The organism is Thermogutta hypogea (genome assembly GCF_055386265.1).
In genome coordinates this window covers 561838-576371 of the sequence record NZ_AP042425.1, presented here as the reverse complement: position 1 = coordinate 576371, position 14534 = coordinate 561838, and the positions used below count along the sequence as shown (strand labels likewise).

General features: G+C 61.9%; 9 protein-coding genes. 3 read left to right on the top strand and 6 right to left on the bottom strand.

What is annotated here, in order from left to right; translation table 11 throughout:
* Window positions 1-170 precede the first annotated feature (170 nt).
* Together ACZ5B4_RS01920 and ACZ5B4_RS01915 are read right to left on the bottom strand one after the other, a co-directional pair.
* Window positions 171-2081: a right-handed parallel beta-helix repeat-containing protein gene (locus ACZ5B4_RS01920; protein WP_464912753.1), complete on the bottom strand. Its 1911-nt coding sequence runs from the start codon at window positions 2079-2081 to the stop codon at window positions 171-173.
* An 89-nt stretch (window positions 2082-2170) separates the two neighbouring features.
* Window positions 2171-4234 carry a hypothetical protein gene (locus ACZ5B4_RS01915; protein WP_464912752.1) on the bottom strand — a complete coding sequence of 688 codons (2064 nt, stop codon included), beginning with the start codon at window positions 4232-4234 and terminating at the stop codon, window positions 2171-2173.
* A gap of 352 nt (window positions 4235-4586) precedes the next feature.
* Between ACZ5B4_RS01915 and ACZ5B4_RS01910 the strand changes: the two genes are divergently transcribed.
* The 3 genes from ACZ5B4_RS01910 (at window position 4587) to ACZ5B4_RS01900 (ending at window position 7101) form a co-directional block, all read left to right on the top strand.
* Entirely contained in the window at window positions 4587-5777 is a 1191-nt protein-coding gene (locus tag ACZ5B4_RS01910; protein ID WP_464912751.1) for a BtaA family protein, read from the top strand.
* Window positions 5778-5862: 85 nt separating this feature from the next.
* Window positions 5863-6651 carry a class I SAM-dependent methyltransferase gene (locus ACZ5B4_RS01905; RefSeq protein WP_464912750.1) on the top strand — a complete coding sequence of 263 codons (789 nt, stop codon included), beginning with the start codon at window positions 5863-5865 and terminating at the stop codon, window positions 6649-6651.
* A gap of 66 nt (window positions 6652-6717) precedes the next feature.
* On the top strand, window positions 6718-7101 hold the full coding sequence (locus tag ACZ5B4_RS01900; RefSeq protein ID WP_464912749.1) for an ASCH domain-containing protein: 384 nt from the start codon (window positions 6718-6720) through the stop codon (window positions 7099-7101).
* Between the two features lie 23 nt (window positions 7102-7124).
* On the opposite strand, the gene ACZ5B4_RS01895 is transcribed toward ACZ5B4_RS01900, so the two are convergent.
* The 4 genes from ACZ5B4_RS01895 to ACZ5B4_RS01880 form a co-directional block, all read right to left on the bottom strand.
* The gene (locus tag ACZ5B4_RS01895; RefSeq protein ID WP_464912748.1) at window positions 7125-8318 is read right to left on the bottom strand and encodes a glycosyltransferase; all 1194 of its coding nucleotides are present in this window, start codon (window positions 8316-8318) and stop codon (window positions 7125-7127) included.
* A gap of 88 nt (window positions 8319-8406) precedes the next feature.
* Window positions 8407-10248: a bifunctional homocysteine S-methyltransferase/methylenetetrahydrofolate reductase gene (locus ACZ5B4_RS01890; RefSeq protein WP_464912747.1), complete on the bottom strand. Its 1842-nt coding sequence runs from the start codon at window positions 10246-10248 to the stop codon at window positions 8407-8409.
* Window positions 10249-10516: 268 nt separating this feature from the next.
* Entirely contained in the window at window positions 10517-12061 is a 1545-nt protein-coding gene (locus ACZ5B4_RS01885) for a M20/M25/M40 family metallo-hydrolase (RefSeq protein WP_464912746.1), read from the bottom strand.
* Between the two features lie 173 nt (window positions 12062-12234).
* Window positions 12235-14340 (bottom strand): glycoside hydrolase, encoded by a 2106-nt coding sequence (locus ACZ5B4_RS01880; RefSeq protein WP_464912745.1) that lies wholly within the window; start codon window positions 14338-14340, stop codon window positions 12235-12237.
* Between the last annotated feature and the right edge of the window lie 194 nt (window positions 14341-14534).

Here is a 14534-nt window from a genome sequence, read left to right as displayed (position 1 = left end):
CGGGAACCGGCCGACGCCGGCAACAAACGCTCGCAACGCTCACTCATTTTCATCCATCTTAGACCGCGCCCGGCATTGCCGCAATCAATCGATCGTTTTTCCGTTCGTTCGCTCCAGCCCGACGCCAGGTTCGTCTGCGCGACCTGGTCACAAGGCGGTGAGCGGTCAACTTACCGTCTCGCCCGCGGTCCGGCCGAAGCCCGCACGTCGTCCGGGGGTTCCCAGGATGCGGCCTCGATGACCTCATTTTCTTCGAACACCAAGGTAGCCGGATCCGTTCGGTTGTAACGAAACGGCGGCACGCCGGGCAGACAGATCAAGCGGTTGCCTCGCAACGTCACTTCCAGGGCACGGTGAAAACGGATAGGGCTGCGACCCGTCCCGTAAATGATCTGCCGCGTCACGAGAATGTCGCTGCTCCCTTCATCCATAAAGATGCCGTTGCTCTCCGCGCCGTCCTCATTCGGCGGGATGTCATGGATGAGGTTGGCGTCCAAGACCGTACCGGGCTGCCGTCCCAGGGTGTAGATCCCACCGCCGTCGTGCAACACCAGCATGCAATGGTGGATATGGTTCGCAACAACGCGGTTGTCGCGACAACCCGTCAAAGAATCATTCCAACTCCATCCCACCGAAATGCCGGTGTAGGGCAAATCGGCCACTTCGTTGTGTTCGACGACGTTGCCGGCGGAGAGGCCGACCCAGATTCCGACCGCCTCGTAGAATTGCTTGCCGCACCCGACCACGCGGCAATCGGCAACCCGATTCCCGAAACTGCACGCGTTTCCGTAAGGCGAAGACCATGCCGACCCCGCTTCCTCCATCGGACGGGTCACGGTTTCGCCGATATTGACGCCGTTGCCCGAGATGTCCGTGAATTCGCATCGCTCCACGCCGCAATCGCGGACTTGCCGGCGCAACCACAACCCCGACCCCCCTAGTTGCGTAAACCGGCAATGGCGGAAGACACAATTCTCGGCATAGTCCAAAGTTACTGCGGCGGGCAGCAACTCGCGTCCGGGCCGCTCCGGCAGACGAGGCTCGTACACCGAGGCTTGTCCGGAAGCATAGCCGGCCTCGGGCAAATCCCAACGGCAGTGAGCAAAGGTAATCCCCTCCACAACGAGGTTACGGACGGGCTTTCCCGTCGCCGGGTCACCGCTTACAACCAGCAGCGCCGTCGCCTCGGGAACCGTCGCCTCGATCTCGCTCAGCTTCTCACCAGGCAATGGGATGTAACTCACCAGCCCGCTCGACTCATCCAGCAGCCATTCACCGGGGGCGTCGAGCATGTCCCGGCCGTTCTCCAAATAGTAACGCGGATGCGGCCAATTGCAGATGGCATAGTGCGGGGCGGAGCAGCCGACGACCTGCGAAAAGCGCACCTCCAATGTCCCAGGATCGAATCCGGCAATCTTCACCCGCGAGGTGGACCAATCATGGAAGTACACGAACTCCGCCTGCGAAAGATCCCCGGAGAACAGCGCGGCGTCGTCCGCATAAATGAATAGACTGGTACGGCGATCCTCGCCCGACCGATCGACGCGGCGGAACCCGTCGTTCGGCGTCCTGGCCCGAATCGCGCGGCGTCCGTTCACGAACAATTCGCGAAAACTCCGGCGCTCCCCCGTAGCGGAGGCGGTCTGAGCGGTCCAGCGGCCGTTGGACTCGCGCCAATCGGTGATGGGGCGACCTCCGCTGACAACGACCGGGCCCGGCCCTACTGCGGCGAAAACCAAGGCACCCGGTCCCGGGCATTCCGCCGCTCCCAGCGAGATGGGCTGCCGCAGACGATAAACACCGGCTTGGACGGCCACGCGGATATCCGGCCCGCCTCCCAACTGTCGCCGCATTTGCCGCACCAATTCGACGGCCCGCGGCAACGAGGCCACCGGCGATTCGGCCGTACCGTTATTCGAATCGTCCCCGCCGGTAGATACGTGAATCACATGGCTCGTGTTTTCACCCGCAATCGCGAATCGGTCGCCGCCGAGGAGGCATGGCACGCCCAGCGTCAGACTCAATATGAATCCGAACAGCCTGACTTGAGTGCCCGACGCGGAACGCATTCTTGCTAGCATCTTTGATCTCCGATGTGCTGTCCACCAAACATCAGCATCGTCGTTCCGGCGCGACGTCGCGGGGGCCGGCCCGTCGCGTAGAGGTAAGCTCACTGCACCAAGATTCGCGTCTCTCGCGGCGACAGCGTGAGAGGCAGGCCTTCCACATCGCCTTGGCGGCTTTCTAACGACGCCGAATGCGGATTCAGAACCAGCCACGCTCCCTGTTGCTGCGTGCGAACGTGCCCCGTCCATGCGTCGCGGCCGACGTTGACCAGCAGCAGAATCTCGCGTCCGTCGCGAGAGAAGCGTCCCAGCGTCAAGGCATCGTCGGCCGGCTCGACCACGATGTCAGGCATGATCTCGGCTCGCACGTTGCTCAATCCGATCGGTTGCTCGGGCGTATCGCGAAGGACCTTGCCGCCCGCAGCCTGCCATTCGGCCACGACCTTTGCCGCGTCGGGAGGCAATTCCGCATCCAGCGGCAAGAGCAGGGCCGACAATTCCACACCGCCCAGCCGTAGTTTGCCTTCGGCCGTAACTTTCCCGGCGGCCAAGAACTCATGGTCCGTGAGTACGAACGGAATCTGGCGCCTTTGGAGGCTTTGCCCCAAGCGATAGTAAGAGCCTACCAGCCGCTGCGCCCGCTCGCTTTGCGAGGCCAAGCTCAACGGTCTCGCTACAGGCCGATATTCGCACCACAGATCATGGATGGGATAATACAATCCGACCTGCCGAACGGGCATGGCGTCGCGAAGCACGGCATTCAGCCGTCCCACGAAAAGTCCGTACTGCAAGTTCTCCTCGGGCGAGCGATCCTCAGGGCTATAGTACAGCGTGAATTCCGTGACGCCCCAGGCGGCCTGCCAAGCCGCGGTTGCCAGCATGGCGTCCAAAGGAGCGGGACCGGCCCCCGACATCTTTTGCGCAAAGTCGCTGACCTCCGTCATGACACGGCGATTTCCGCGCAACAGCGCGCCGGATAGGGGCATGGCGGCCGTCTGCCAGCCTGAGTGCATCACCGCCTGTGGATCGGACGTCAACATATCGAGACCCGGGATATCCATCTTCGAGATCGCCTTCAGTCCATTTCCGTACAGCGGTACGTGGTGGATGATCGACTCTTCGTGCAGATTGTGCCCCGAGGAAGCCGTCCGGTGCGCTTGCGTCCAGCGTTGAATCTCCCCGAAATACCGTTCCGCCGTCAGATCCCCGACCAAGCTCCAATACCGCCGCCGAACCTCGCGGTCCTCTTCGGTATCCCCCGCAAACAAAGACTTGCGGCACGCCTCCAGATTCTGGTGATAGCGCTCCTCATAGCGGTCGGCCAAATCATACACCCACGGCACGGTGGGGAGGCTGGGAACGTTGGGATCAAGGGGATCATCAACGGGGACTTTGCTGCCGGCGGGTTCGGGAATCGGTCCCAAATCCACCGCCATCAACGAAGGTTCGTCCGTAAAAAACGCCCGAATCGCGCCTCCAAAGTGCCTTTCCAGCCGCTGATAGTACGCCTGGTGCGTGACCTCGATGAACCGCCGCGTCGCCCGGTCGTCGAGCAGGTTCGGATAACGCCGTTTGGCGTGGTAATTGTTGGCCGCATGAGTGTGCTCGTAGGCCGGCCTCAGGAAAAAAGCGGCGGGATCAGAAAGATCGGTCCCGGCAAAGGCCAGCACCAGGGCTTCGAATTCGGGGTGGCCGCGGAGTACCAATCCCCCCGCCGCCGCGCTGGGATAGCCCTTCTCGTCGTAGATCCAGACTTGCATGCCGAGATTCGAACAAACGTCCACCGCACGGATCAACGTTTGCCAATGCTCCTCGGACTCGAGGTACCGGTCGAAGGCCACGTTGCAGACGATGCCGCCGCGACCGCGCCGGAGAAAGTACTCCATCCCCTCATCGGAAACGGTGGAGTCCCGCTTTTCGCCCAAGATTTGCTCCATCCCGTCCGCGCGGGCAAACCGCGGGGCCACACCGTGAACGATCTGCATGGGGCGGCAATCCAAGGGCGGATTCTCCCACGCCGCCTTCCATGACGGAGGAATCGCCCCGCCATCTTGTCCCGACGCCGTGAGCAGAGGGAAAACCGCCAGGCACATCGCCGCCAGCACCGCCAAGCCCGCCGAACGCTTCCAGAAGCGGCATACCGCCATCCAATCCGCAACGACTCGCATGGGCAGGAACCTCATCGTGAAAGGCAGGCGAACATGAGCAAGGCAGGAACGGACGACATCGCTTCCGCCGTTTGTCGAGCATTATAGCAGGTTGGCGACGGCGTTTGGCAACCTTGACAGCACTGAAGGGAAGCTCAAATTAAGGCGGGCTGTACGGCAGCGGGCGAACCGGGGCGACCCGCCCGCTCGGGGTTTAGGCGCGTCAACCCCGGGTTTGGAGAAATTTGCCGCCGTTCTTGTTAAGCGCGCTGATTCCCGTATATTGAGGTATTATCTCGACCTGCGCCGATTCCTCCGGATGAGGGAGGCTCCGGCGGGGGCGTTCCAATGGCACTGAAAAAGGGTTTCCGCTATGTCCGTAGGGGAATGGGTGAGCGGTCGAGTTTTCAACCTCGTCCATCGACACAACTTGGTGTACAACACCTGCTGGGAGGATCCGCGTCTCGACCGGCAAGCCCTAAATATCGGCCCCGACGACACGATTTTGGTCATCACGTCCGCAGGCTGCAACGCCTTGGACTACGCCCTTTGCAATCCGCGGCGGGTCTACGCCGTGGATATGAATCCCCGGCAAAACGCCCTCCTGGAACTGAAGATTGCCGGAATCCGAAAGCTCGATTTCGAGACTTTCTTCCTGATCTTCGGCGAAGGGCGATTCCGGCACATGGACGAGCTGTATCACGACGTCCTCCGCGAGGAATTGACGCCTTTCGCTCGCCGCTTTTGGGACAAATACGTCCACCGCTTTTTCGGGAAAAAGCGATCCTTCTATTTCCGTGGAACGGCGGGGGCTTTCGCCCGGGTGATGAACACCTATCTCACTCGGGTCGCGAAAGTCCGGCCGTGGGTGGAAAGAATCTTGGACGCCCAAACCCTGGACGAACAGCGGGAAATCTACGACAAGCATCTGCGGCAGCAGGTGTGGACGCCGGTCTTGCGGTTCTTGGTCAGCCGCGACACGATGCTTTCCCTGGTCGGCGTTCCCCGCGCGCAGCGGCAGCAGATCGAATCGCAATACGCCGGCGGAATCGCACAGTATGTTCAGGACGCCGTGGAAGCAGTGTTCGCCAAGTTGCCGCTCGCCGACAACTATTTCTGGCGGGTCTATATTATGGGCAGCTACACCCGTTCGTGCTGTCCGGAGTACTTGAAGGAGGAAAATTTCAAGCGACTGAAGTCGGGATGGGTCGATCGCATCGAAATCCATACGGATACGGTTGAAGGCTTCCTGGCCTCGCACGACGCTCCCATCTCGCGCTTCGTCCTGCTCGATCACATGGATTGGTTGTCGGGCAGATACTTCCCGATCCTGGAACGGGAATGGCAGGCCATTGTCGATCGCGCGGCGCCGGGGGCGCGGGCCATCTGGCGGAGCGGCGGGCTGCGCACCGATTTCGTGGATCGCGTCAAGATCGAGCTCAAGGGCCGGCCGATCAGGCTGGGGGAACAACTCACGTACCACCGTGAACAGGCACAAGAACTCCACGCAAAGTGCCGGGTTCACACGTACGGCAGCTTCTACATCGCCGATCTCAACGTGTGAAGCACGCGGCGGCAGGCCTTTTGCCACTCTGCCGGTTTCCCAACGCACATAGGTTGCCGCCTTCAAAGGAGTAGCGATACCCATCATGGGCGTGCTTGCGGACCTTCGAATTCTGTACCGCATGGTATTCCATCCCGGTCGCGGCGCCGACCATGCCCAACGACTGGAGTCTTTTTACGCCGCGCAAGCCGACAATTACGACGCGTTCCGAAAACGCCTGCTCAAAGGGCGCGAGGAGCTGTGGCGAGCGTTGGGAATCCCCGCCGACGGTGTTTGGGTAGATCTGGGCGCCGGGACCGGGGCCAACGCCGAGCATTTCGGCCCCCAAATCGAACGCTTGCGAAAGGTGCACTTGGTCGATCTGTCGCCCTCGCTGTTGGAGGTCGCCAAGCGGCGCATCGCGGACCGAGGTTGGAAGAACGTCGTCACTCACGTTGCGGACGCCACGCGATTCCGGCCCGAGGAACCCGCCGACGTCGTGACGTTCTCTTACTCGCTCACGATGATTCCCGACTGGTTTGCGGCCGTGGAAAATGCACGCGCGATGCTGAAGCCGGGCGGCAAGATCGGTGTCGTGGACTTCTATGTCTCAAGGAAGTTTCCGGCAGAGGGACTTCGGCGCCACGGAGCGTGTTCGCGGTTGTTCTGGACGTTCTGGTTCAATTACGACAACGTTTTCCCCTCGCCGGACCACATCCCTTTCCTTCAGCGCCATTTCGATACCATCCTCTTGGAAGAACACCGCGCCAAAGTGCCCTACCTCCCGTTCGCGAAGGCTCCCTACTACATCTTCGTGGGCAGGAAGCCGTTGGATAACGACCGCGAGCAACAAACCAGTGCAACGGCCGGTACCGCCGCAACCGCGTCCCTATGATCCGCCAAGATCGTAAACTAAACCCCGAATTCGTTTCCGACGTCCGCCCGTAGAGAAGGCTCGACGATGCTTCTTTTTAAAAAGAAGTTCATGGACGCCATTCGCCGCGGAACGAAGACCCAAACGATTCGGCTCTGGAGATGGAGACGGATGCGGGAGGGGCAATACAGCTACATCCCCGGGGCGGGTTACATCGTCATCGACGAGATCGCGGAGGTCCGCCTCGAGGACTTGACCGACGACGACGCCCAACCCGACGGTTTCGCCTCTGCCGATGATTTGCGGGCCGAGATAGCGCAGCTCTATCCGTCCGCGGAGGCCGAGGGATACCGCGCGTTCCGTGTTCGCTTTCACGTCTGCCCGCCCGAAGATCAGCAGCGTCTGCGAGAGGAGAGCCGCCGGCGGAAGGCGCGGCGCCGCGAGAAGACTGCCGGATCCCAATCCGCGTGACCGATCCGGCACATGCGACGCAGTCAGCGGATTCGCGTCTCGATCAATTCGCGGTAGACGGCCAGCACCCGCTGCATTCGTCGTTCAAACGCGTAGTCCTTGCGGACGAGCTCCCGGCCCGCCCGGCCCAACTTGAGCCGCCGATCAGCATCGCGGAGTCTTCGCAGAGCGTCGGCCAAACCGGCGTCGTCCCCGGGCCGAATCGTCAGACCGGTCACGCCGTCTTCGATCAATCGCCCGATTCCGCCGACCGGCGTCGCAACGACCGGCACTTCGCAGGCCATGGCCTCCAAAAGCGCGTTCGGCAACCCCTCGTCGAGACTGGTGATGACGAAGACATCGAAGGCTTGATAGTAGGGTAGCGGATCGGGCTGAAACCCCTCCAGCGTTACCATCTGTTGCAAGTGATCCCGCCGAATCAAACCGGCCAAGTACTCGTATTCCGGCCCCTCGCCGACGATCATCACGCGGACCGGCAAGCCGGCCTCCGCAAGGCGCCGCGCCGCTCGCAGCAGCGTGGGATAATCCTTCTCCGCGGAAAGGCGTCCCACCGCACCCACCAAGAACACGTCGCCCGGAAGACCGAGGCGGACCTTGGCCTCGGCAGGCGATTCACGCCGGGCATACAGATCGGTATCGACGCCGTTTTCGATCACACGACAGATTCGCGTCGAAATGCCCGCCCGAACGCATTGCCGCTTCAAATCCTCCGAGACGCAGATCACCCGATCAAAGCCTCGCAGGCTGAGTTGATGAATCCAGCGATAAAGGCGGACGCGGCGTCCCGGCACGCCCCAACCGTGGACCGTGCTGACCAAGAACATCTCTTTCCGCCTGCGACGTAAAAGCAGCCCCAGCGGATCGCTCTTGTAATCGTGGCCGTGCCAGATGTCGGGTTGCAAACGGCGGCACATCCGGCCGAGTTCGCGGACCGACCGCCAATCCCAGGGACCGCGATCCGGCAAGTCGATGAGGGGCGCTCCCCAGGCTTCGGCCCGGCGGCGCAAAACCTCAAAGCCTGGATCTTGCGGTGGATGGAGATAAAGGCACCGCGCGTCCCAGCCCGCCGCAATCAAATAAGCCGGCGACCGCAAGATCGTTTTTTCGGGACCGCCGCCCGTTCCCGTCACAGTTCGGACATGCAGGACCGACGGACGCCGTCCCAGGTCGCGACAAAACCGATCGGACGAGCCATCCTCCACGGCGAGAAACCTCATGAGGGAGTACGCCGCCCCGATCCGCGCGAACGGCGGGACGCAACATACTTCGTCTCCATTCCGAAGCCGAAACGCGACACCGACCGGCTCAAGGCGCGGTACCGTCGATGACGGCGAGGGCGATTTCGGCTTTTCCAAAAGGGGCGCTGACCTGAATACCCGCGACGCGGTCCCGTACCCGTTCCACGGCCTGCCGCGCGATTTCCACGCCCATCTTCAATTGATCGTCTCGGCCGGAAACCGAGGCCATCTTCTCCATGACCCAGTCCGGAATGACTACGCCCGGCACTTCGTTTTTCATGAAGGTCGCATTCCTCAGGCTGGCCAGGGGCCAGATCCCGGCCATGATCGGAATCTCGTACTGCTGCACGCGGTCAAGAAAGCGCAACAGGGCATCGGGATCGAAGACCGGCTGTGTAATGGCGAATTCCGCTCCCGCTTCCACCTTTTGGCGAAATCGATCGAGTTCGCGTTCTTGATCCAAGGCCGTGGGATCCAGCCCCACGCCGATGAAAGCGGCCGTCGGCGGGTCGATCGACTGGCCGCCCAGGTCCACGCCTTGATTGAGTCGTTTCTGCACCTGCACCATGCCGATGGAGTCGGTGTCGAAGACTCCCGTGGCGTGCGGGTAGTTGCCCAGCTTCGGCGGGTCTCCGGTCACGAAGAGGATGTTGCGAATTCCGCAAGCGGCGCACGCCAGCAAGTCGGCCTGCATGCCGATCAAGTTGCGATCCCGGCAGCAGAAGTGCAAGATCACCTCGATCATGGCTTCGCGCTGGATGCGATCGGCGGTAATTAAAGGCGAAATCCGCGAACTTGCCCGCGGGCCGTCGGGAATGTTCACCGCATCCACACCGCGACGATGCAAGAGGCGGCTTTTGGCCAGAATCTCTTCCAGGTCGTAGCCGCGGGGCGGAACCAGCTCCACCGACGTCACCCAGCGACCCTGCGCCAAGCGCGCAGCAAACCGGGAACGATCGGCTTGGGGAACGGGCGTCTTCAACTCGGCCGGCTCGACCGCCGAAACGGCGATCGGCTTGGTTCTCGCCCGCGCCAAAGGCTTGATCGTTTCGCACAGGGCACGAATGTGTTCCGGCGTGGTTCCGCAACACCCGCCGACGGCCGCCGCTCCCAACTGCACATAACGCTTGCCGTACTCCGCGAAATACTCCGGCGAGCAATAGTAGATCAGGCGGTTCTCGACCTCCTTGGGCGTTCCCGCGTTGGGCTGCACGATCAGCGGCCGGCGCACGAATTTTACGGCTCGATCGACGGCGGCAAGCAGACCGTGCGGCCCGGAACCGCAATTCAACCCCCAAGCAATGGGCTGCGGCAATTCGTCGGGCAAGGGGGCCAGCAATCGCTCCACCGTTTCCCCGGAAGCCGATTCACCGTCTTCGTACACGGCCGCCGAAAGAACGAATGGCACCTTGGGCCGCTCCTGCATGGCCCGCGCGCATAGTTCCAGGGCCTCGCGATTGGGCTGCGTCTCGAAGAGGATGAAATCGACCCCCGCTTCCGCCATGACATCCACTTGTTCCAAGATCAATCGTCGATTGGCGCTCTCGTCGCGCACGGCGGCCCCCAACGGACCGATCGAACCGGCCACGTAAACGGGTCGATCGGCCCTATCCGCCGTCTCCCGAGCCAATCGAACACCCGCACGAATGACGGCCTCGAGTCGCTCTCCCAGGCCGTACTTCTCCAATCGCGTTCGATTGGCGCCGAACGTGTTCGTAGTCAGGACTTCCGCCCCGGCATCGCAATAATCCTGGTGGATTTGCCGGATCAGCTTCGGCTCCGACAACGAAAGCTCATCGAAACAGCGGTTGGTAAACACGTGGTGCCGGTAGATCTCCGTCCCCATGGGGCCGTCGAACACCACCACACCCTTTTGCAAGAATTCGCCGAATGAGGGTCGTACGGTCATCGAGCTGCTGCTTTTCCGAACCTTTGCGCCGCACCGCCCAGTACACGGGCTCCCGGCCATCCTACCGATCACGTGCGGAATCCACGAATTCCACAACAACGGTACGGGCCGCCTGCCCATACCGTCTGTCTCGAACTGGGATCATCTCGATCATTATGACGGATGCCGCGGAAGAGACGAATGGGGGCAACGCGCCGCCCGGGCGGCAATCCGTCGGTTTGCCCGTCCCCGATCTCAGCCAAGCCCCGAGGTCGATTCGCAGGCCGACTCACGGAGCGGGAGGAGCCTCTCCCGTCGCGTCCGTCGAATCTTCGACCGATACGGTCTTGAACCGGCCTTGCCGATCCACCAGCAGTGTGAACGGTGCGGCCGTCCGTTCAATGAGTTCCTCGAAGCGATGAGGCTCGTTCAGCGGTTCACCGTTGACCGCAAAAATATAATCGCCCGCCCGGATGCCGGCTTGCTCCGCGGGCGACCCGGACAGCACGTGCGTGACCAGGACTCCTCGGGGTTCCGCGCCGTCCGGCTGCCACTGCATTCCCAACCGCAAAGGCTTTCCGTCAAGGACCAAGTCCCGCTCCACCCGAGCGCCGTCGGCAAGAGCTAGCGTCAAACGTACGACGGGCCGCCGCGTCAGCAAGAGGTCGGCCGACAAGCGTTCCGCGGAAGTGACGGGCACGCCGTCCACGGCCTCGACGAACCAGCCCGTCTCCAGCCCGGCACGCGCCGCAGGCGATTCCGGACGGACTTGCGCTATTCGCACGGCAAGACCTCCCGATTCCGGCGGCGAAAAATCCTCCATTGCCAAGCCCGTGCGATCTCGCCACGGTTTCGGCTCCGCAAACAGCGCATCCCAATCTGTTGCGGATTCATTCTTGGCGGCGGATCGGAAAGCAATCGGCTCCTCACGGTCGGCCAAAGTGAGGACCAGTTCGAAAACCAAGCGTGTAACGGCTACCATGCCTTCCACGTTGATCTTCTCCGTATCATCCGTGGCGGCGTGATAGTCCTCGTGCATTCCCGTGTGGAACAGCAGATACGGTACGTCCTTGCGGAAAAAGGGGGCATGGTCGCTGTCTCCGCGATTCCACCAGGAATAATCCAACAGCAAATCGGTCTCGCGGTTCAAGCCGGCCAACATTTCCCGAAGGCCGAAGCTGCTGCGGACGCCGTACACCTCGACCCGACCGTCTCGTAGTCGCCCGATCATATCCATATTGATTAAGAAGCGGACGTTATCGAGCGGCCTGGTCGGGTTCTCGACCCAATGCCTGGAGCCGAGGAGTCCCTTTTCCTCGGCGTCCCAGAACGCGAAGAGGACTTTGCGCCGCGTCGGCCGAGCGAGGACGGTGAAGGCCTCGGCGATCTCCAGCACCGCGGCCGTGCCGCTGGCGTTGTCGTCGGCCCCGTTGTGGATCAATCCCGGTCCGTCGCGAGTGTTGCGTTTGCTCCCGTAACCCACGTGGTCGTAATGCGCCCCGACGACAATGATCTCAGCGTCGGCTGCGGCATCTTCCGGCCATTCCGCGAGCAGATTGCGGTAACCGTCGCCGAACGGCTGGAAGAATCCGTCGCTGCCTGCGGGCTTAAGCCCCAACTTGTCCAGTTCGCCGCGAAGAAACTCCGCTGCGGCTTGGCCGCCCGGCTTGCCGGCTTCCCGCCCCTCCCGCGCATCGTCGGCGAGAAAGGCAACGGCGTCGTGCAGTTCCTCGCCCGTGATCGACAAGACGGCGGCATGATCGATCGCAACAGCGTCGCACGCCGCCGAAAACGATCCGGTGCCGCTGAAACCGGCGGCGACCACGATCACCATGCCCACGGCCGCCGCGGCAAGCGAAAACCGGCGTCGGGACCCCGTTGGAGGCCCGACTTCACGACCGTTCAAGAAGCGCGCAGGCCGACAAAGCAACGTCGTTCGAGAGCTTGCAGACAAAATCGGTATCTCCATCAACAGGAAGCGTCCGCGAAATCCGAAGTCGCCTCGCGTCATTCGGTTTCGGTGAACTCGTAGTCGGGCCCGCGAATCGTGGTCACGACGGCTCCATTACTTACGACGCGCGATTGCTCGATATTCGGACCGTGAACCACGAAACCGTTTTCGGGCAACAGCCATTGCCGGTCGTTTACGGTGAGTTCAAACGGTTCCGGCCCAAAATTGACCACCGCCCAGGTGCCGCCGGAAAATGTCGTCTTCTGAACGCGACGATCCTCGGTCAGGAATGCGTGGTCCAGCATTTCGGTTCCGGCGATGACCTCGTGCAAAATGCAGGTGTTGCGATAGGTTCGCAAAAAGACATCTCGATGATCCCGCCACGAACCGCGCCGCGCGTCGGCCCAGAGCAACGGAATCGTACCGTAAAGAATATTGTACGCATCCTTCTTGGGCGTGATTTCCGGAGCAGCCTGCAACAGAAAATCGCTGGAGTCTCCCCAATACCACGTGGTAATAACGCAATCGTGAAACACCAATTCCCACAGCGGGATGCGATACCGGTGCCCGATGCCCCACTTCTCGTACTCCTGCCACGGCGGCAACTCCTGTCCCCACGGGCTTTGGAATCGCTCTTCCTTGGTCTTGGGCGGGATGAGGTGTCCTGCCGGCCACGAGTAACTGCCGCCGCTCATCATTCCCTCGAAATAATCCACGTGCGGGACCGCCCACCATATCCCGTGTTCGCCCCCGACCACCAATTTTTGCGAGCGGACGTAGGCCAACAATTCCTCGCCGCAGCGGCGTTTGTCCGCACGCGTCAAGGGATGGGCCGGATCGTAGCACTCATACAAATCCTCGGCGGTGGTCACGTCGATGAATCTTCCCAGGAAGGGATACTCGCCCAGAATCTTGGGGATATCCATCCGCGCGGTTCGCAACCACAGCGAGGGGCACCGCTTCATGAATTGCGTCTTTTTGTCGAAGGTGAGCCATGCCGTCATCCGCTCTCCGTCCGCCTTCAAGACCACGCTCTGCGGGACGAAGTCGTGCGAGCGGTCGATGCGGTCTTCGCTCTCGACGGGCGTGATGTCGGTATAGTTATCGTATTCGCTGGTCAGGTAGCCCAACTCGTTAACCCGTCGCATCTGGTCCGGCGGCATGCGTCCCTGCACCAGCAAGCGCCGCACGCCGGCATCTTTCGCCGCTTGCGCGAATTCCAGAGCGGCGTAACCCCAAACATCGGGCGCCCCGAACAACCGTCGGACCTCGGGATTCGCTTTCACTTTCTCCGCAAAGGGAACGATCAAACCCGATCGCTTGGCGAACTCCCGGTAACGCTTGGCCAAGGCGACGTATCCGCCCTCCGCCGCAAAAGAATAGGTAAGCCGCCGCGGATAGGAGAAGGCACCTTTGGAATCGTGCCATAGAATCTGCGGCAGAAATAGCGAGCGGCCCCCCAAGTTGAACTTCCGCAGCTCCGCGGCTCCGTCGTCACTGGTCTCGAACAGTACCAGAAAGGCCGGCCCTTTCTCTCCTTCACAAATGCCGATCCAAGGCATGTCCAGCCGCGATGCCGAGAACCACCGCCGCGGCAAGGATTCGGCGTCAGCGGGATACAGATGGCCGTTGCAATAGTCCGCCACGGCGATTCCCAGACCATCCGCGTCGGCGCCCAGCGGATCCCAAAACCGGCTCGTCCCGATCTTTCGCGTACGGTCCGCCATGTCCGCCGTGATCCGCACGTCGGCCGCGTCGGCGGGCAGCGTCACCGCGACCTGCATGAAAGCGGGCTGACCGTCCGTCCAACTGAAAGCGGCCTCGAATCGGATTGCGTCGCCCGACTCCGGCACCGCCTCGACGTGACGAAACCGCGGTGAATCCGATTTGTACTCCGTGGCCGATACCCACTGCCGACGGCAACGTTTGTCGAGCACGGACCAGGCGCCCGTGCGAGCGTCTAACTGGACTTTGAGTGCCGCGTTCTCCAAGAACCACGTTCCGTCGTCGTTTTGACCGACATGCGTCGCCGGCACAACACCCTCATCTGGCTCAGCACCCTCGGCCGGACTGCCATTTGCTAACGAACCGGCAAAGGCGCCGACGCACGCTGCGAGAATCCAAAGGACGCAACGGAATTCGTCGCACACGAATCGAGACATGAAGCACCTCCCAGTCTCGGCAGCGAAGTACGAAGTGAATGCGAACGGCCGGCTTCGAAGCCGTGAACGGAATTATGGAGTACCCGCGGACCGCAACGCAACGCTCTTCATCGCTCACCCCGCCCCGGCTTGCAACATTCCGCATTCCCGACGCTCACGGCGAGGGACCGATGCCGCCGGGCGACCACCCGGCA